This is a genomic window from Craterilacuibacter sp., assembly GCF_051659485.1.
Classification (GTDB): domain Bacteria; phylum Pseudomonadota; class Gammaproteobacteria; order Burkholderiales; family Chromobacteriaceae; genus Craterilacuibacter.
Window position 1 is genome coordinate 1 of the sequence record NZ_JBOFOO010000025.1, and the last position, 17,631, is coordinate 17,631.

Consider the following 17,631-nt stretch of genomic DNA (forward strand, 5'->3'; position numbering starts at 1 on the left):
AACCATTACGTTGATTGATGCAGCGTTGACAGCCGTTTCCAAATCGCGTGGTGAGATGGGTGCTGCCGCAACCCGCCTGCAGTCGGTGTACAGCAACTTGGGTAATGTGAACAACAACACCCAGATCGCCAAGGGCCGCATCATGGATACCGACTACGCGTCCGAATCGGCCAGCATGACCTCCAAGCAGATGCTGATGCAGGCCGGCACCTCGATGCTGAAGCAGTCCGGCTCGATGAGCCAGCTGGCGATGTCGCTGCTGCAGTAATTGTTGGGCGCTGTGCGCCTGTCTGATCAAGCCGGTTGCCTGTGTGGCGCCGGCTTTTTTTATTGCGAGACATGATGAACGATGCCATCCGTCCGGTCAGTGCCAGTGCCTGCAGTCCGGCTATCCGCAGCCGCGATGGCGGCGTGCCCTTGCAGTTGGGCGAATTATTGATGCTGACGCTGGCGGCGCAGCATGCCGACGGCAGCGTGCTGCTTGAGGGGGCGGGGCTGCGGGTGCTGCTGCGCTGGCCGGCGCAACTGCCGGCGCCGGCGCCCGGTTCGGCCTGGCCGTTTGTGGTGCGGGCGCTGACGCCGCAACTGGAGCTGGCGTGGCCGCAGCGGGTGACGGACAGGCCCGCTTCGCCCGAAAACCCAGCCCCTGCACGGGGCTGGGCGCTGGATGCCGCGACACTGCCGCAACTGCGTGCGGGCAAGTTGTCCGTGCCGTTGCTGGCGCAGGATTGGCAGGCGGCATTGACGGGGGCGCTATGCGCCGAGCAGCAGCGCCAGAATTTGCGCGGGCAGCGGCATTTTTCGGCGGCCTGGCTACAGGCTGGCGCCGGCCTGCCCGAGGCGGCACCGGTGCCGGCCTTGCCCTTGAGCCTGCCGTTCTGGCTATGGGGCGGGCCGCGGCTGTGGATCGATCTGGAACAAGGGGCGCCGCAGGCGGCGGCGCATGGCTTGCCGCCCGCTGCCGATCTGGTGATCGAGATCGAACTGGAGGAGGCCGGGCCGGTGCGCTTGCTGTTGCGTCATCATCCCGAGGGCGTGGCACTGGTGATGGCAGCCACGGCGCAAGGCTGCCTGTGGCTGCAGGGGCGGCTGGTGTTGATCCGTGCCGCCGTGCGCGAAGCCGGGCTGGCCTTGGCGGTGTGCCGGGTGGTGGCGACCGGCATGCTGCCGCCGCGCTTGCTGCCCGCCAGCAGTTTGCCGGCACTGGCGGCCCATCCTTTGCCGCTGCCGCTATTCGAGGTGGCGCTCAGGGTGTTGCTGGCGGCAAGCCCGGCGCTGGCGGCGGCATGGCAGGGCGCTAGCCCAGCGTCCCGATCAGGCTGACTTCGCGGTTTTCCGGCACCTCGTTGTAGGACAGCACAGACAGCCCCGGTGCAAACAGGCGGCCGTAGCGCGCCAATAGCGGGCGGATCTGCGGCATCACCAGCAGGATGGGGGCGGTGGCGTGCTGCTTCATCTGGTCGCGTATCACCGGCATATTGACCTGCAGCTGCTGTAGTACATTAGGGTCGACCGGGTAGTTGTCCAGTTGCGCCTTGCCGCTTTGCTGCGCCTGGGTCAGCGAGGAGAGCAGCATATTTTCCAGCTCGGGAGACAGATTGAAGGCCTTCATTTCGCCGTGAACGCCCAGGATGCCCTGCACGATCTGGCGCCTGAGGGTGCAGCGCACTTCGGCGGCCAGCATGATGGGGTCCTTGCCGGTGTCGGCCACCTCGGTCAGCGTGGTGGCAATCGGCACGATGTCTTTCAGCGACACCCCCTCGGTCAGCAACTGGCGGAACACGCGCAGTTGCTGGCCCGGGGTCAGCGCCTGCGCCAGTGCTGCCGCCAGCTTGGGCGCCAGCGCCGACAGGCGCTCGTTCAGTGCGGCTACATCATCCAGCGTAAACAGTTCGCCCAGGTGTTCGCGCATCATCTTGTTCAGATGGGTGGCGACTACACTGGGGCAGTCCACCACCTGATAGCCCAGCCCCAGCGCATGCGCCTTGTCGCTGCTTTCTATCCAGGTGACCGGCATCAGGTAGGCCGGGTCGATGCCGGGGATGCCGTCCAGCTGGCCGTAGACTTGGGGCGAGGGAATCGCCATCAGCCGGTCGGCGTGAACTTCGGCCTCGGCCACGGTATTGCCGCCGATCAGGATGGCGTACTGGGTCGGTTTCAGGCGCAGGTTGTCGCGCAGGGTGATCTGCGGCAGCAGTACGCCCATGGATTCGCTCAGGCTCTGGCGCACGCCGCGCACGCGCTTGCTTAGCGGTGCGCCCTGAGCTTGATCGATCAGGCCGACCAGACGGTAACCCAGCATCACCGCCAGGGTGTCGGTATAGGGGAGCGATTGCCAGTTGAGCGCCGGTTCGGCATCGCCGGCGAGGGCCTGGCGGATCTCGGCGACATCGGCCGCTGCCGGGCGCTGCTGCCGGTTCTGCTGCATGCGCCAGCCGACAAAGCCCAGCAAGGCGGCAAAGGTGATAAAGGTCGGCCACGGCATGCCGGGGATCAGGCCTAGCACGAACATCATGCCGGCGGCGCTGAGCAGCACTGTCGGCGAGGCCAGCAACTGGGTGCCGATCTGCTGCTGCATGTCGCCGTCGTCGCTGACGCGGGTGACGATAATGGCGGCGGCCGATGACAGCAATAGCGCCGGGATCTGGGCCACCAGGCCGTCACCGATGGTCATCAGTGCATACTGGCGGAAGGCATCGGCAAAGCCCATGTCGTGCATCAGCGCGCCGATGGCCACGCCACCCACCATATTGATGATCAGGATCAGGATGCCGGCGATGGCATCACCGCGCACGAACTTGGATGCACCGTCCATCGCACCGTAGAAGTCGGCCTCGGCGGCGACATCCTTGCGCCGCTGCTGCGCCCCTTCCTGATTGATCAGGCCGGCATTCAGGTCGGCGTCGATTGCCATCTGTTTGCCGGGCAGCGCGTCCAGCGTAAAGCGGGCCGACACTTCCGAGATGCGTTCGGCGCCCTTGGTGATCACGATGAAGTTGATGATCATCAGGATCACGAACACCACCATGCCGACCACGAAGTTGCCGCCGATCACCACATGGCCGAAGGCCTCGATCACCCGGCCGGCGGCATCGGTGCCTTCATGGCCGTTGAGCAGCACCACCCGGGTCGACGCGACGTTCAGGGTCAGCCGCATCAGTGTGGTGGTGAGAATGATGGTGGGGAATACCGAGAAGTCCAGCGGCCGTCTGGCCGACACGCTGACCAGAATCACCAGAATGGCCAGCACGATATTGAAGGTGAACAGAATGTCCAGTGCCAGCGGCGGCAGAGGCAGGATCACCATGGCGAGGATGGCCAGCAGGAAAATCGGTGCTGCCACCTTCAGGCGGGCCAGTTCATTGAGGATGCGGGTAGGCAGGTTCATTTTGGTTCTCGCGGTTCGGCCAGTTCAGATGGCACCGGCAGGCTGTCTGGCAGCACCGGGGCGCTGCGGCGTTTGCCGCTGCGAAAGGCTTTCAGTTGCAATACATGGTTCAGCACCAGCGCCACCGCACGGTACAGCGTGGTGGGGATCTGCTGGTTGACTTGGGTGGTGTGGTAGCAGGCGCGTGCCAGGGGCGGAATCTCTATCACCTCGACCTCAAGTTCGCGCGCCAGCGAGCGGATAAACAGCGCCATCTCGTCTACGCCCTTGGCGATCAGATAGGGTGCTTCAGCGCGGCTTTCATCGTATTTGAGCGCCACCGCATAGTGGCTGGGGTTGACGATCACGACATCGGCAGCGGGCAGAGTCTTGCGCACGCTGCGCTGCGCCAGTTGCTGCTGGATCTGGCGCACGCGCTGCTTGATCTCGGGGCGGCCTTCGGTGCTCTTGTATTCGTCTTTCACTTCCTGCTTGCTCATTTTCTGCTGGCGGGCAAACAAAAAGGCCTGCAGCGGCACATCGATCAGCGCAAAGGCGATGAATAGCAGGATCAGCGACATCAATGCATCAGTAAATACCGTCAGGCTGTAGATCAGTGTGGCGTCCAGCGTGGCGCCCTTGAGGGCAAAGAAATCGGTCAGGGCGCTGCTGGCCACGCTCCATAGCACTAGCCCCAGCACCAGTGCCTTGACGATGGACTTGCCCATCTCGCTGGCGTGCTGGGCCGAGGCAATGCGACCGAAGTGGGCCAGCGGGTTCATGCGCTGAAACTTGGGAAAGAAATGGTCGATGGCGAACACCCAGCCGCCGGGCAGCATGGAAAAAAGAATGATGGCCAGCGGAATGGCAGCCAGAGGCAAAAGCATGCGCGCCAGCAGCGACAGCGAGCCGGAAAACAGCAGCGAAAAGCTGTTGTCCAGCACACCGGGGCCGGCGAGCGGGCTGAAGGCCAGCGCAAACAGCGTACGAAAATCCGTCAGCCACTGCGGCATCAGGGCGGCGGAAAGTTTGAGCGCCACCAAGAGACCGATGGCGCTGGCCAGATCGCGCGAGCGCGGCACTTGCCCCTTTTTGCGTGCTTCGCGCAGTTTATGGGGGGTGGCCTTTTCGCTCTTGTCGCCGCTTTTTGCTTCAGCCAAGGGCGCCTCCTGCCATCATCCTCTCCAGCAGCCCGAACACCTGCTGGCACAGCCTGAGGTAGTGGCCGGGCAGCAAGGTGGCCACCAGTGTCAGCGTCATCAGGCCGAACAGGGTGACCAGCGGAAAGCCCAGCGAAAACAGATTGAGCGCCGGCGCGACGCGGTTGATCAGGCCGAAGCCCATCTGCACCACGAAGGTCGCGAAAATGGCCGGCAGCGCCAGCAGCAGTGCCGCCGACATGGCCCAGCCTACGCCCAGCGCCAGCTGCAGCAGTGCCTGCGGCGGGATGCCGCCGCCCACCGGCCATAGCTTGAAGCTGCGGTAGATGACCTCGATCAGCACCAGATGCGCATCCACCGCAAAAAACAGCAAGGCACCGAACAGATAGAACAGGGTGGATACCACATCGCTGGAGCTGCCGTTGCCCGGGTCGTTGAGGGTGGCCATCGATAGTGCCATCTGCGACGACAGCAAGAAGCCCAGCAGCGACAGCACCACCATCACCAGCTGCAGCGCCATGCCGAACACCAGGCCAATGATGACTTCGCCCAGTGCCGCAGCGATGCCCGCGAGTGAAAACGGATCTATCGGCGCCATCTGCTGCATGGCCGGTGCGCTGATCATCGCCAGTACCAGCGCCAGCGCGACGCGGGCGCGCATCGGGGTCGCGGTCTCGCCAAGAAAAGGCATCACCGACAAGGTGGCGATATAGCGGCAAAACGGCCACCACAGCATCGGCAGCCATTGCAGCAGTTTGGGGAAAAGGCCTTCCATCTAGCCCACCAGGGTGGCTGCCCGATTGAACATGTCCACGCAAAAATCCATCAGATAGAGTGTGATCCAGTGCCCGGCCAGCGCAATGGTCAGCAAGGTGGCCAACAGGCGCGGCAGAAAGGACAGGGTCTGCTCGTTGATCTGGGTGGCCGCCTGCACCAGGCTGACCAGTACGCCGACGACGAGTGATGGCAGCACCAGGAGCACCACCAGCGTGACGATGACGACCAGCGCGTCGTGTACCAGATCCACGGCAATTTCGGGGGTCAGCATTTAATAGGCCTGTATGCTGGTGACCAGCGTATTGACGGTCAGCGACCAGCCATCGACCAGCACAAACAGCAAGAGCTTGAGCGGCAGCGAGATTACCAGCGGCGACAGCATCATCATGCCCATCGCCATCAGCACGCTGGAGACCACCAGGTCGATGACCAGAAACGGGATGAACAGCATGCAGCCGATCTGGAATGCGGTTTTCAGCTCGGATAGCAAGAAGGCCGCCAGCTTGACCACAAAGGCGTGCTCTTTGGCGTCGGTGATATGCGCCTCGCCCGACAGGCGGGCGATCTGGGCCAGCGCGGTCTTGCTGGTCTGCGCCAGCATGAAGCGCGAAACCGGCTCCTGCGCCACCACCAGTGCCTGCTGCATGGTGATCCTGTCATCGTCGAACGGCACCATCGCCTTGTCCCATACTTCCAGCCCGACCGGGCGCATCACCAGCAGGGTCAGGATCAGCGCCACCCCGGTCACGATGCGGTTGGGCAGGCCCTGCTGCAGGCCCAGCGCCAGACGCAGCAGCGACAGCACGATCACGAAGCGGGTGAAGCTGGTCATCATCAGCACCAGCACCGGCAGCAGGCCCAGCAGGGTCAGCAGGATCAGGATCTGGGTCTTGACCGTGAAGTCGATCTGGGTGCCGGCGGCGTTGGCACTGAGCAGTTCCAGCGCACCCTCGGCCTGTGCCAGCAGCGGCATCAGGCTGAGGGCTGCGCAGGTGGCCAGCAGGGGCAGGCGGCGCATCCGGCTCATGAAGACAGCGAATCCAGGTCCAGATCGTTCAGTTCGGTGATGCGCAGACCGTAATTCTCGCCGCAGATCACCACTTCGGCGCGGCCGATCAGGGTGCCGTTGACGCGGATGTCCAGTGCTTCACCGGCCTGTTTGTCCAGCTCGATGACCGAACCGGTATTGATGGCCGACAGGTCGGCCAGCGTGATTTCGGCTTCGCCTACTTCCAGCGTCAGCGTGACCGGAATCTTGCGCAGTAGCGCGCTCATGTCGCGGCGTGCAGGCGCAGGCGCCGGCGGGCTGTCCAGGGTGCCGGCATCCAGTTTTCCCAGGATGCTGTCCAGTTCTTCGAGATCGTTTTTTTCCATGGCGAGCGCTTATTCTTCGTTGGCAAATGAGGTCAGGCACAGCTTGCCGTCGTGTTCGACCACGCTGGCACTGAACAGGCGGCTGCGGCCGATGTGAACGTGGGCAAAGCCCGGGTGCGATGCTGGGAGGATCTGGCCGGGTTGCAGATCGAGGATCTCGCCCAGCGTGGTGTGCTTTTCCAGCAGGCGCGCCTGCAGTCTGATCTTGAGCTTGTCGCTAAAGCCGGCACCTGCCAGCGCTGCAGCGGCCGGTCGCGGCGCGACAAAGGCACTGCTGGCCTTGAGCAGGCGGTCGAGGCTATCGCGGTCGAGGCTGAGGCTGATGCAGCCGCCCGGTGTATTGCCTATGCCGCACAGCTGCAGTTGCAGCGCCCAGGCCGGCGGCGTATTGGGCGCGGCAGGCAGGTGCTGGACGCTGGTCGTGTCCTCGGTGCTGTCACCGCCCAGCTGGCGGATGCACTCGGGCAGTAGTGGCGCCAGCGTGGCGCCCAGCATGCGCGCAAGGCGATATTCGGTTTCGGTTTCGGCTTGGGGCTGGCTGTCGCTGCTGTCGCTGCTGCCGCGTCCGCCGTAGCGGCAATCGAGGATGTGCAGCAGCAAGGGGCGGTCGATATGGCTGCCTATGGTACTCAGGCCCACGCGGTGCCAGCACCAGCGTGCCGAGGTGGCGACTTCGCGAGTGTGGTGCAAGGCGGAGAGGGTAAGGTGGGTGCGAAAGCGCTGGCTCAGTTCGCGGCTGACAAAGTCATGCATCCTGGCTTCGATCAGCGGCATGACCAGCGGCAACTGGTGGAAGGGGCGACCCAAAGTGGTGGCATCCAGCGTCTGGACTCGCGCGGCTTCGGCAGGGCTCAGGATCTTGGATTTGGGCATGGCGTCTTCAGTGTCGGGGCGGTGTGGTGCTGCCCGATGGCTCTTATCGTCTGGTTCGCATCTTACTGAATGCACTGCGGCTTGCGGTGGTGAAAATTCACGTAAGTGTCTGTGAAAATTCACGCTACCAGTAAATAGAACTACGTTTAAACTCGCAACCGATCCAATACTGACGTCATTGTTAATGCTGGCGTCACGTCACTACTCTTGCTTGTTAAGGAAGCCCCATGGCCACAAATCTTGGCCTGATGATACTTGCCGACCAGGCTGGCATGCTGCGCGACATGACGGCGCTGGCGCGTCCCGCCGCGGCAGAACCCTCGGCTGATGAAGCACAAAGCCGGCACAGTTTCGGCGATGCCATGCTGTCGGCGCTGAACGGGGTCGATGCCCAGGGTCGCGCCGCCAGCGACAAGATGAGCGAGGTCGATAGCGGCCGCAGTAATGATCTGGTGGGGGCCATGATGATGAGCCAGGAAGCCAGCCTGTCGTTTTCGATGCTGACCCAGGTGCGCAACAAGGTGGTCAGCGCGGTGGATGACCTGATCAAGATGCCGGTCTGACCGGTGCTGTGGAGCCTGCCTTGATTTCCCGATTACGTAACGGTCTTGATGCCTGGCGCACCCGCGCGCCGGCCCTGGCCATGCCGGCCTCTGCGCTGCGCTACCTGTTACCGTTGCTGGCGCTGTCGGTGTTGCTGACGCTGGCGCTGGTGTTCTGGCTGTGGCGTGACGATGCCAGCTACCGGCCGCTATTCGGTGCCGACGAGAAGATTGCCGCCGCCGACATGATGACGGTGCTGGACAGTGAACAGATTCCGTACCGCCTGCATCCGCAAAGCGGGCAGGTTCTGGTGCCGGATGCGGCTCTGGGGCGTGCCCGCATGGCGCTGGCGTCCAAGGGGGTGGTGGCGCGTCTGCCGGCCGGTCTGGAAATCATGGACCAGAAGGATCCGCTGGGCGTCAGCCAGTTTGTGCAGGATGTGCGCTTCCGTCGAGGCCTGGAGGGGGAACTGGTGCAAAGCATGCTGGCGCTGGAGCCGGTCAAGGCTGCTCGCGTGCACCTGTCGCTGCCCAAGTCCACCTCTTTTGTCGGTGGCGGCGATGGCAAGGCTTCGGCCTCGGTCGTGCTGACGCTGAAAAACGGCCAGTCCCTGTCCGACGAGCAGGTGGCCGCCATTATCAAGCTGGTGTCCGGCAGCGTGTCTACCCTGCCGGCCTCCGCGGTGACGCTGGTGGATCAGGCCGGCAACCTGTTGTCCGCGCGGGTGGATCTCTCCGATGGCCTGCTGCAGGGTAAGGACAGTGAGGCCTCTACCGCGATCAAGGGCGAGGTGGCCGACAATGTGCGCGCCCTGCTGGCGGCGAGTCTGGGCGAGGGCAATTACCGTCTGAGCGTGACCGCCGATGTCGACAACGACAGGGTCGAGGAGACGCGCGAGCAGTACGGCGAGGCGCCCAAGGTCACTAACGAAGCATCGCGTGCCGAGACCTCAAGCAATGCACCGATGGTGGGCATCCCCGGTTCGCTGAGCAATCTGCCTATTGATATGAGTGCCTCGGCGCCGGCGGGCGAAAAGGCAGGTGCCAGTCGCCAGGCCACCACGCGCCAGTATGCCTATGACCGCAATATCACCCAGATCAAGCGTGCCCGTGGCCAGTTGCGCCGCCTGAATGTGGCGGTGGTGCTCAACCAGCGCGCGGCACCGGACGGCAAACGCTGGACGCCGGCGCAGATCGCCAATATCGAGTCGGTGTTGAAAAACGGTCTGGGTGTTGATGCCGGGCGCGGCGACAAGCTCTTGGTCAGTGCGCTGGACTTCCGCCCCGAGCCGGTACCCGAGCCGCTGTGGATGGACCCGGGCCTGTGGTATGAAGCCTTGCGCATACTGGGCTGGGCCATTCTGGGTTTGTTGGGCTACTGGCTACTGGCCAGACCGCTGCTGGCGCAACTGCGCCGGACAGTACCGGCTGCTGCCGCCTTGCCGGGCGAGCGCACGCTGGCGGCGCCATCGGCACCGCTGGCGCTGGGGGCAACAGAGCAGGGGGCGGCGGCGCTAGCGCTGCCGCACCGCGTCGGCACGGTGGTGCCCTTGCTGGAAAATTACGATCTGCCACCGGCCGGTTCGTCGGTGGATGTGCTGGTGGATCACCTGAAGGATCTGGCCGGCAAGGAGCCGGAGCGGGTGGCCGAAGTGGTGAAACAATGGGTGCAGAAAAGTGGAAAACAGCAGCAATAGTCTTGACAGCAGCCTGTCGCCTGCGGCGGTACTGGCCGCAGCCGAGTCGCAGGAGCATGCCTTAAGCCCGGTCGAGCAGGCCGCCATCCTGTTGTTGTGCATGGGGGAAGAACCTGCCGCTGCCGTATTGCGCTGCCTGAGCCGCGAGGAGTTGCTGCAGGTGACACAGGTGATGAGTGGCATGAGTGGCATCAAGGTCGATACCGTCAAGGTCACCATCCAGAAATTTTTCGACGAATACCGCGAGCAAAGCGGGGTGCATGGCGCCAGCCGCTCCTTCCTCAAGCGTTCGCTGGATCTGGCGCTGGGCAGCGATATCGCCAATTCGGTGCTGGACCAGATCTACGGCGATGCCATCCGTCCCAAGATGGCACGCCTGCAGTGGGTGTCGGCGCAATGGCTGGCTGACCGCATCGCGCACGAACATGTGCGCATGCAGGCGCTGTTTCTGGCCTTCTTGCCGCCGGCGCTGGCAGGCCAGGTGCTGGACGCTTTGCCGCAGGAGAGTCACGACCGGGTGCTGGTCAATATCGCCCGCCTCAAGGATGTGGACCGCGATCTTCTGGTCGAGCTGGAAGAGCTGGTCAACCGCTGCCTGGCCAGCCTGCATACGCAGAGTACCGGGGTCGAGGGCATGCAGCAGACGGCCGACATCATCAACCGCATGTCGGGCGACCGCGGCCGCATGATAGAGCTGCTGCGTGCGCACGACCCGAAGATCGTGTCCGAGATCGAGTCGCGCATGTACGACTTCTTTGTTTTGTCGCGCCAGACCGAAACCGTCATCGCGCGTATCTGCGAAGATGTCTCGCTGGAAATGTGGGCCATCGCGCTCAAGGGCGCCGAGCCTGCGGTGCGCGATGCCATCATCCAGACTATGCCGCGCCGTCAGGCTCAGAACTTCGAGGGCCAGATGCGCCGGCTGGGGCCGGTCCCCAAGAGCCGCATCGAGGAAGTGCGCGGCGAGATCATGGAGCTGGTCAAGGAAATGGCCGCCAACGGCGAGATCGACCTGCAGCTGTTCCCCGAGGAAGTTGTCGAGTGAAGAGCTGGCGTCCTTTTCGTTTTCCGCCGCTGCTGCAAGGCGCGCATGTCTCCGCGTTGGAGCCCATGGATGCGGCACAGCTGCAGGCCTCGGTGGCCGACGGCTTCCGTCAGGGCATGGATGCCGGTTACCACGAGGGTCTGGCTAGCGGCGAGGCTGCCGGACGGGAGCACGGGCAACAGGCCGGCTATCAGGACGGGTTGGCGCAGGGGCGCGAGCAGTCGCTTGCGCACCTGCAAAACCTGGCCGCCCCACTGGATGCTGCCGCATCCGCCTTGCGTCACACCTGCGACGACTACCAGTCTTTTCTGCGCGAGGCGGTCGTCGATCTGGTCGACCGTGTGGCGCGTCAGGTAATCCGCTGCGAACTGACCCTGCGTCCGACGCAGATTTTGACGCTGGTCGAGGAGACGCTGGCCGCCTTGCCGCCGGTCAAGGGCGAAGTCGAGGTGGTGCTCAATAGCGAGGAGTATGAGCGCATCCGTGCGCTGGCACCCGAGCGTGCCAGCCGCTGGCGCCTGATGGCCGACGCACGCCTGCCGCCGGGCGAGTGCCGTATCCGTACCCCGGAAATCGAGGCCGATGCTGGCTGTCGCCAGCGTCTGGATGCCTGTCTGGACAAGGTGCGCACACAACTGGCCGAAATAGCACCCGAGGCGCAGGCCCTGTTGCCCGAGGCCGCCTTGGTGTTGGATACGGTCGTGCCGGTGAAGAAGGCGGCAGCGGCCCGTAGCCGCGTGCGTGCGGCTAGCGCGGGCGAAACGGGCCAGGGCGTGACCGAAGCGGCGGCACCGGCACGGCGCACCAAGGCGAAGAGCAAGCCCGGTCGCGGCACGGAGGACGAACATGTTGCGTGATGCGCTGGGCCGGCTGGATCTGGGGTCCGTACCGCTGGCCAGTATTACCGGGCGTCTGGTCGGGGCTTCCGGCTTGCTGCTGGAGAGTGTGGGCTGCCCGCTGGAAACCGGCCAGCGCTGCCTGATCGAAACCGCGCGCGGCGAGTGGCTGGACGCGCAGGTGGTTGGCTTCAAGCGTGAAGTCTCGTATCTGATGCCGTTCAAGAAACCGGTGGGGCTGATGACCGGCGCCCGCGTCAAGCCGGCGCCGGATGCAGGCGGCCTGATGATAGGGCCGTCATGGCTGGGGCGTATCGTCAACGGTCTGGGCGAACCGCTGGACGAGATGGGCCGGCTGGGCGGGGATATACCGCTGTCGGCACACCCGCCGCGCATCAATCCACTGAAAAAACGGGCGGTGGACACGCCGCTGGATGTCGGCGTGCGCGCTATCAACGCGATGCTGACGCTGGGACGCGGCCAGCGCGTCGGCCTGTTTGCCGGTTCAGGGGTCGGCAAGAGTGTGCTCTTGGGCATGATGACGCGCCACACCGAAGCCGAGGTGGTGGTGGTCGGGCTGATTGGCGAGCGCGGGCGCGAGGTGCGCGAGTTTGTCGAGCATGCGCTGGGCGCCGCAGGGCTGGCCAAGGCAGTGCTGGTGGTGGCGCCGGCGGATGAGTCGCCGCTGATGCGCCTGAAGGCAACCGAACTGTGCCACACCATCGCCGCGCATTTTCGCGATCAGGGGCAGAACGTGCTGCTGTTGGTCGATTCGCTGACGCGCTATGCGATGGCGCAGCGCGAAGTGGCGCTGGCGCTGGGCGAGCCGCCGGCCACCCGCGGCTATCCGCCATCGGTGTTCGGCATGCTGCCGGCGCTGGCGGAAAGTGCCGGCAATGGTGAAGGGAGCGAGGGCAGTATGAGCGCGATCTACACCGTGCTGGCCGAAGGCGATGACCAGCAGGACCCGGTGGTCGATACCGCGCGTGCCATTCTCGACGGCCATATCGTGTTGACGCGCGAACTGGCCGAGCGCGGCCATTATCCTGCCATCGATATCGCGGCATCGGTCAGCCGCTGTATGGGGCAGGTGGTGTCGCGCGAAGTGAAGCAGGCGGCGCAGGGCACCAAGGCGTTGTGGTCGCGCTATCAGGAGGTGCGGGCGCTGCTGCCGCTGGGTGCGTATGTGGCCGGTGCCGATCACCAGACCGATCGTGCGCTGGCGCTGCTGCCGGCGATGGAGGCTTTGCTGCGCCAGGATGCCGACACCGGCGCGGCGCTGGCCGATAGCTGGCAACAATTACAGGATCTCATCAATACATGAATGCCCGCCACCATCTGCAGACCATGAGCCTGATGCTGAATCTGCGCCAGCGCGATGTCGAGCGCGCCGCTGACGAACTGAAGGCCAAGCATGCGCTGCAGTCGCGCTACCGGCGCAATATCGAGCGCCTGGATGCGCTGGGCGCTGCCGCTTCCAGTTCGACCGCCTTTAATGCATCGCAGGCACTGAATATGTCGGCGTACAAGGGGCAGTTGGCCACGCTCAGGCTGGGGCAGCAGCAGGATCTGGCCTTATCGCTGGCCGATGCCGAAATCAGCCGTCAGGCGCTGGTGCAAGCCAGGCTCAAGCGTGAAGCGATGGCGCAGGTGCGCGATGTGACCGCCTTGCGCCTGTCACGCGAAGGCGAGGTACGCGAACAGAAGCGCACCGATGATGCTGCGGTGCTGAGCTGGCAGCGTCAGCAACACGGCCGCTAAGCGAGGGTGTCATGGGTTTTTTTATCAAGATGGCCGGTGTTTTTGGCGGAAATTCAAGAAAACGTCGTTCGCGGTCGCCTGTTGTTTATATGGTGGACTGCCCGAACAGGATATTGCGATGACCGACTTTAACCCCGCCCAGATGGCCAGCCAGATGGCCACTTATTATGTGCAAGGCGCGAAAGCGCAACTGGAGACACAGAGCAAGCAGTCCAAGGGACGCAGCGATGCGCTGAATAGCCTGCAAAAATCGCTGCAGGACTTTCGCACCGCGCTAGGGACGCTGTCATCGAAAAAGAATGTGATGGCGATGGCGGCAACGCTGAGCCAGGACGGCCTGGCAACGGCCAGCGCCAGCGGCAAGGCGCAGCCGGGGCGCTATTCGCTGTTTGTCGAAAAGGTGGCCACTGCGCACCAGATCAGTTTTGTGCCGCCTGACAGCCTTGCGGTTGCCACCGGCGAAAGCCTGATGGTGGCGGTGGGCTCCAGCAGCTTTTCGGTGTCGCTGAAGGAGGCGGACACCGATGGCGTGGTCGGACTGTCGGCCGCCGAGATTGCCCGTGCGGTGAACCAGCACAAGGACAATGCCGGCAAGGTCAGTGCGATGGTGGCGACCGACAATGCCGGCAAGAGCACCTTGGTGCTGTCTGCCGGGCAGACCGGTGCCGCCAACACGATCACGCTGACGACAGGCAATGCAGCTCTGGATGCGGCCGTTAAGGCAGCTGCCCCGCTGACTGCCGCACAGGATGCGGTGGTGTGGATGGGGGCCGAGGGCAGTGGCGTCAAGCTGACGCAGGCCAGCAATACCTTTACCGGTATCGACGGCATCACGCTGAATCTTGCACGCGCCCAGAAAAGCGGCGATGTACCGCTGGTGTTGAATGTCGCACGCAGCGACACGGATACCGCGGCCAATGTGCAGGGCTTTGTCGACGGCTACAACGCGCTGCTCAAGAACATTAACAGCCTGACCGTGGCCGGCAGTGCCGAAAAAGGCCAGAGCGCCGGTGCCTTCGCTTCCGACAGTAGCGTACGCGCCTTGCGCGAGCGCCTGAATACGATGATACGGCAGGATTTTGGCGGGGTGAAACTCGCCGAACTGGGCATTAACGCGACGCGTGACGGCAGCTTGACGCTGGACAAGACCAAGCTTGGCAAGCTCTTGGACAGCAAGCCGGCGGCGCTGGATAGCTTTTTTATCGGTGCCAGTGGCAGCGAAGGCCTGCTCAAGGCGGCAAGCAACTATGCCGACCAGTGGCTGAATTCGGGCAAGGGCATCCTTTCGCAGCGCAAGGCATCGGAGCAGCGCATCAGCCTGGATATTGGCAAGCGCCAGGAGCGCATCGACAAGGATTATGACCAGGCCTACCAGCGCTATCTGAGCCAGTACAGCCAGTTGCAGCAGTTGCAGACGCAGATGGCCAAGACCATGGAAATGTTGAATAGCAATCTTGGCGCCTGAATGCGCCGCTAGCGGGAGCGGGAATATGGATTACGAGGCATATCGCAGTTACCACACGGTGAATCTGGAGTCCCAGACCAGCCAGGCATCACCGGTGCAACTGGTACTGGTGCTGTTTGACGGCCTGGGTGAAGAGTTGGCGCGCGCACGTGCCCATATCGAACATGGCCGTTACGAGGAAAAGGGCGACAGCATCAGCAAGTGCATCAACATCCTCAACGGCTTGTCCGGGGCGCTGGATTTTGATGCCGGCGGCGAGGTGGTGACTAATCTGGCGCGGCTTTACGATTACTGCGCCTATCGCCTGTACGATGCCAGTGTCAAGCTGGATGCCGCCGCCATCGATGAGGTGGCGGGCTTGCTGGAAACGCTTAAAGGCGGCTGGATAGGGGTCAGGGATCAGCATGAAACCGTTGCCGCCTGATGCGACGCAGTGGGCGCATGCCTTGCGCCAGGCTGCCGCAGCCGAAGACTGGCCGCAGCTGACGCTGCTGGATCGGCAACTGCAAGACTATCTGCAGCAGCCTGACCGCCCGCACGAACGCGATTTGCTGCAGGCCTTGCGCAGCGCCTACGCCGATGCGATGGCCATTTGTGCCGCACACCGCAGCAGGCTTGAAAATGAAATGTCACGTCTGGCCAGTTCGCGCGAAGGGCAGCAGGCCTATGCGCAATTCAGCGAAACGGAGTGGACATGATGACGCTTTCCCGGCCCCTTGCCGGCACGCAATCTGGCATACGCACGGCAGTGCCGTCGTTACCGGTGGACCCGGCTTGTGTGCTGCCTGATGGCAGCAGCTTTGCCGGCCTGCTGGCAGGCGAGGACGGGACGGGGCTTGCGGAGGACGCGACGGATGGTGTGCCGGTGACGGACCGGTCTACTTTGGCACCCGTGCCAGTCGTGGTGCCGCTAGCTGAGCATTCCGATTTGCCGGTGCTGATCCCTGTGTCCAGCGCCCCGCTGCCTGTGCCGGGCAGTAGCGAATCTGTGACCGACGGGCTTGGCTTGCCATTTTCCCGTACGCGGCCTGTGGCCGACGGGCTTGCCCCGCTATCCGCGGCTGCGCTGCCGCTGTATCCGTGGCACCCCGCGCAGCAGTCTTCTGCGGCAGCGCAGGTCAGACCGCTGCCGGTGCCCGCTGATGCTGCGGATCGCACGCCCCGGGTTGTGGCACAGGGGCTGGCGCCGTCTTTGGGGGCCGACACCAAGCCGGATGTGGCGCTGACCGGCGCCGTTCCGCTACCGCTTAGTCCCGCTTCGGCCCCGGCATTGCCGCAGCTATCCGCGCAGGTGGCCGAGGAGGCAAGGGCAGGCTGGATGGTGGCCGTCCCGCCGCACAAGGGTCTGCCCGAGTGGGCGCCTGTCACGCTGACGCCGGGCAAACCCGAGCACTGGGGCGAGGCGTTACGCAATGCATTGGGTGAGCGCCTGCAGTTGCAAACTGCACACGGGATGGACAAGGCGCTGATCCGCCTGGACCCGCCGGCAATGGGGGCGCTGGAAATCGCCATCCGCCATGAAGCCGGCGTGCTGTCAGTGCAGTTGACGGCCTCGAACCCGGATGTGGTGCGCCAGTTGCAGGCGATGGGCGAAGGTTTGCGTCAGGATCTGGCGCAGCGCCAGCAGGCTCAGGTCAGCGTCGAGGTGCGCGAAGGTCAGGCCGGCAGCGGCCAGAGCCAAGGGCGCCAAGAAGGGCAGCGGCGTGATGAGCGTACGCCGGGCAAGGCACTGTATGAGGCCGATGTTACCGGGGAGGCCTTCGAGGCGGAGCCGGGTTTAAGCAGGGTTTGAGGGTCGTCATGAAAAAAGCGGTATTGATAATAGCCGGGGCGCTACTCACCGTGGCTTTGAGCGGGGGCGGGGTCTATTTCTGGATGTCGCAGGGCGCGCACGGCAAAAGCGCCGAGCCGGTTACCGAGCCTGCCGTGACAGGCAACCGTTTTGTCAGTCTGGACAAGGTGATCGTGATGCTCAAGAGCGCACCGGAAGGCGGGGCCATGCAGTATATGGTGGTGGATCTGGTGTTCCGGACTTCGGAAAAACAGGAGGCCGAGGTCAAGACCCAGCTGCCTTTGCTCAAGAGCCTGGCGGTGCGTTCGCTGTCGCTGCTGGATGGTCATCAGGCAGCGGCGCTGGGCGTGGATGCGCACCAGCAGCGCCTGTCCAAGGCCTATGTCGCCGCCTTCGGCAAGGAACGGCGCGAGATGCCTTTTTCTGAAGTGATGGTGTCCAAGCTGATCGTAGAGTAAAGCCATGTATACCGATTACGCCGATGATGTCCGCCCGCTAGACGAAGCGCAGGCATTGAACGGCTATCTGCCGCTGGTCAAGCGTATCGTGCGCCAACTGGCCTCGCAGTGCGCGGCCGTGATCGAGCGCGAGGATATGGAGCAGATTGGACTGATGGCGCTGCTGGAGTCCTTGCGCCGCTATGGCGAGCCGGACGAGCGTTTTGCCGGCTTTGCCGTATTGCGTATTCGTGGCGCGATTCTGGACGAATTGCGGCGTCTGGACTGGCGGCCACGGACGGTGCGCCAGGATGCGCACCGGATGCGCGATGGTTTGCGCGAACTGACGCGCAAGCTGGGGCGCGAACCCAGCGAGGCGGAAGCCTGTGCCGAACTGGGGCTGAGTGCGCAGGACTACGGTGAGGCGATGCAGGCCGAGAGCGCCGAGGCGATGGCCAGTCTGGATGAAATGCTGGCATCGGGGCACGAGCCGGGTGCTGCGCCA

Annotated in this window: 21 protein-coding genes; 14 read left to right on the forward strand and 7 right to left on the reverse strand. The window is 64.0% G+C overall.

Annotated elements, in window-relative coordinates; translation table 11 throughout:
- Together ACRC1E_RS00735 and ACRC1E_RS00740 are read left to right on the forward strand one after the other, a co-directional pair.
- A partial coding sequence (locus ACRC1E_RS00735; protein WP_438513195.1) for a flagellin occupies window positions 1-268 on the forward strand: 268 nt, incomplete at its 5' end.
- Window positions 269-342: 74 nt separating this feature from the next.
- Window positions 343-1,323, forward strand: a complete 981-nt coding sequence (locus tag ACRC1E_RS00740; protein WP_438513196.1) for a hypothetical protein — start codon at window positions 343-345, stop codon at window positions 1,321-1,323.
- On the opposite strand, the gene ACRC1E_RS00745 is transcribed toward ACRC1E_RS00740, so the two are convergent.
- The 7 genes from ACRC1E_RS00745 to ACRC1E_RS00775 are packed head-to-tail and all read right to left on the reverse strand — an operon-like array spanning window position 1,298 to window position 7,551.
- Window positions 1,298-3,388, reverse strand: coding sequence for a flagellar biosynthesis protein FlhA (locus tag ACRC1E_RS00745; protein ID WP_438513197.1), 2,091 nt, complete (start codon window positions 3,386-3,388; stop codon window positions 1,298-1,300). The two genes, ACRC1E_RS00740 and ACRC1E_RS00745, sit on opposite strands and share 26 nt — an antisense overlap.
- Entirely contained in the window at window positions 3,385-4,527 is a 1,143-nt protein-coding gene (flhB, locus tag ACRC1E_RS00750; RefSeq protein ID WP_438513198.1) for a flagellar type III secretion system protein FlhB, read from the reverse strand. Before flhB ends, ACRC1E_RS00745 begins: the two co-directional genes overlap by 4 nt.
- Window positions 4,520-5,302 carry a flagellar biosynthetic protein FliR gene (fliR, locus tag ACRC1E_RS00755; protein WP_438513199.1) on the reverse strand — a complete coding sequence of 261 codons (783 nt, stop codon included), beginning with the start codon at window positions 5,300-5,302 and terminating at the stop codon, window positions 4,520-4,522. The genes flhB and fliR overlap by 8 nt, the downstream gene beginning before the upstream one ends.
- Window positions 5,303-5,575: a flagellar biosynthetic protein FliQ gene (locus ACRC1E_RS00760; protein WP_438513200.1), complete on the reverse strand. Its 273-nt coding sequence runs from the start codon at window positions 5,573-5,575 to the stop codon at window positions 5,303-5,305.
- Window positions 5,576-6,331 carry a flagellar type III secretion system pore protein FliP gene (gene fliP, locus ACRC1E_RS00765; RefSeq protein ID WP_438513201.1) on the reverse strand — a complete coding sequence of 252 codons (756 nt, stop codon included), beginning with the start codon at window positions 6,329-6,331 and terminating at the stop codon, window positions 5,576-5,578. It lies immediately after the preceding gene.
- On the reverse strand, window positions 6,328-6,678 hold the full coding sequence (gene fliN, locus ACRC1E_RS00770) for a flagellar motor switch protein FliN (protein ID WP_438513202.1): 351 nt from the start codon (window positions 6,676-6,678) through the stop codon (window positions 6,328-6,330). The genes fliP and fliN overlap by 4 nt, the downstream gene beginning before the upstream one ends.
- Before the next feature lie 9 nt (window positions 6,679-6,687).
- Window positions 6,688-7,551: a FliM/FliN family flagellar motor C-terminal domain-containing protein gene (locus ACRC1E_RS00775; RefSeq protein WP_438513203.1), complete on the reverse strand. Its 864-nt coding sequence runs from the start codon at window positions 7,549-7,551 to the stop codon at window positions 6,688-6,690.
- 227 nt (window positions 7,552-7,778) lie between these two features.
- On the opposite strand from ACRC1E_RS00775, the gene ACRC1E_RS00780 reads away from it, so the two are divergent.
- The 12 genes from ACRC1E_RS00780 to ACRC1E_RS00835 all read left to right on the forward strand — a co-directional run.
- Window positions 7,779-8,114 carry a flagellar hook-basal body complex protein FliE gene (locus ACRC1E_RS00780; RefSeq protein ID WP_438513204.1) on the forward strand — a complete coding sequence of 112 codons (336 nt, stop codon included), beginning with the start codon at window positions 7,779-7,781 and terminating at the stop codon, window positions 8,112-8,114.
- Window positions 8,115-8,134: 20 nt separating this feature from the next.
- Entirely contained in the window at window positions 8,135-9,790 is a 1,656-nt protein-coding gene (gene fliF / locus ACRC1E_RS00785) for a flagellar basal-body MS-ring/collar protein FliF (RefSeq protein ID WP_438513205.1), read from the forward strand.
- Window positions 9,771-10,835 (forward strand): flagellar motor switch protein FliG, encoded by a 1,065-nt coding sequence (locus tag ACRC1E_RS00790; RefSeq protein ID WP_438513206.1) that lies wholly within the window; start codon window positions 9,771-9,773, stop codon window positions 10,833-10,835. The genes fliF and ACRC1E_RS00790 overlap by 20 nt, the downstream gene beginning before the upstream one ends.
- A complete protein-coding gene (gene fliH, locus ACRC1E_RS00795; RefSeq protein ID WP_438513207.1) occupies window positions 10,832-11,692 on the forward strand; it encodes a flagellar assembly protein FliH in 861 nt (286 codons plus the stop codon). Before ACRC1E_RS00790 ends, fliH begins: the two co-directional genes overlap by 4 nt.
- Complete coding sequence (gene fliI / locus ACRC1E_RS00800; RefSeq protein ID WP_438513208.1) at window positions 11,682-12,995, forward strand: flagellar protein export ATPase FliI; 1,314 nt, start codon at window positions 11,682-11,684, stop codon at window positions 12,993-12,995. The genes fliH and fliI overlap by 11 nt, the downstream gene beginning before the upstream one ends.
- Window positions 12,992-13,432: a flagellar FliJ family protein gene (locus ACRC1E_RS00805; RefSeq protein WP_438513209.1), complete on the forward strand. Its 441-nt coding sequence runs from the start codon at window positions 12,992-12,994 to the stop codon at window positions 13,430-13,432. Before fliI ends, ACRC1E_RS00805 begins: the two co-directional genes overlap by 4 nt.
- Before the next feature lie 118 nt (window positions 13,433-13,550).
- Complete coding sequence (gene fliD / locus ACRC1E_RS00810) at window positions 13,551-14,897, forward strand: flagellar filament capping protein FliD (RefSeq protein WP_438513210.1); 1,347 nt, start codon at window positions 13,551-13,553, stop codon at window positions 14,895-14,897.
- Between the two features lie 25 nt (window positions 14,898-14,922).
- Window positions 14,923-15,321 carry a flagellar export chaperone FliS gene (fliS, locus tag ACRC1E_RS00815; protein ID WP_438513211.1) on the forward strand — a complete coding sequence of 133 codons (399 nt, stop codon included), beginning with the start codon at window positions 14,923-14,925 and terminating at the stop codon, window positions 15,319-15,321.
- The gene (locus tag ACRC1E_RS00820; RefSeq protein WP_438513212.1) at window positions 15,302-15,595 is read left to right on the forward strand and encodes a hypothetical protein; all 294 of its coding nucleotides are present in this window, start codon (window positions 15,302-15,304) and stop codon (window positions 15,593-15,595) included. The genes fliS and ACRC1E_RS00820 overlap by 20 nt, the downstream gene beginning before the upstream one ends.
- Window positions 15,592-16,689 (forward strand): flagellar hook-length control protein FliK, encoded by a 1,098-nt coding sequence (locus tag ACRC1E_RS00825; RefSeq protein WP_438513213.1) that lies wholly within the window; start codon window positions 15,592-15,594, stop codon window positions 16,687-16,689. Before ACRC1E_RS00820 ends, ACRC1E_RS00825 begins: the two co-directional genes overlap by 4 nt.
- 8 nt (window positions 16,690-16,697) lie before the next feature.
- The gene (locus ACRC1E_RS00830; protein ID WP_438513214.1) at window positions 16,698-17,147 is read left to right on the forward strand and encodes a flagellar basal body-associated FliL family protein; all 450 of its coding nucleotides are present in this window, start codon (window positions 16,698-16,700) and stop codon (window positions 17,145-17,147) included.
- Window positions 17,148-17,151: 4 nt separating this feature from the next.
- Window positions 17,152-17,631: sigma-70 family RNA polymerase sigma factor (locus ACRC1E_RS00835; protein ID WP_438513215.1), on the forward strand; the 480-nt coding region annotated here is incomplete at its 3' end.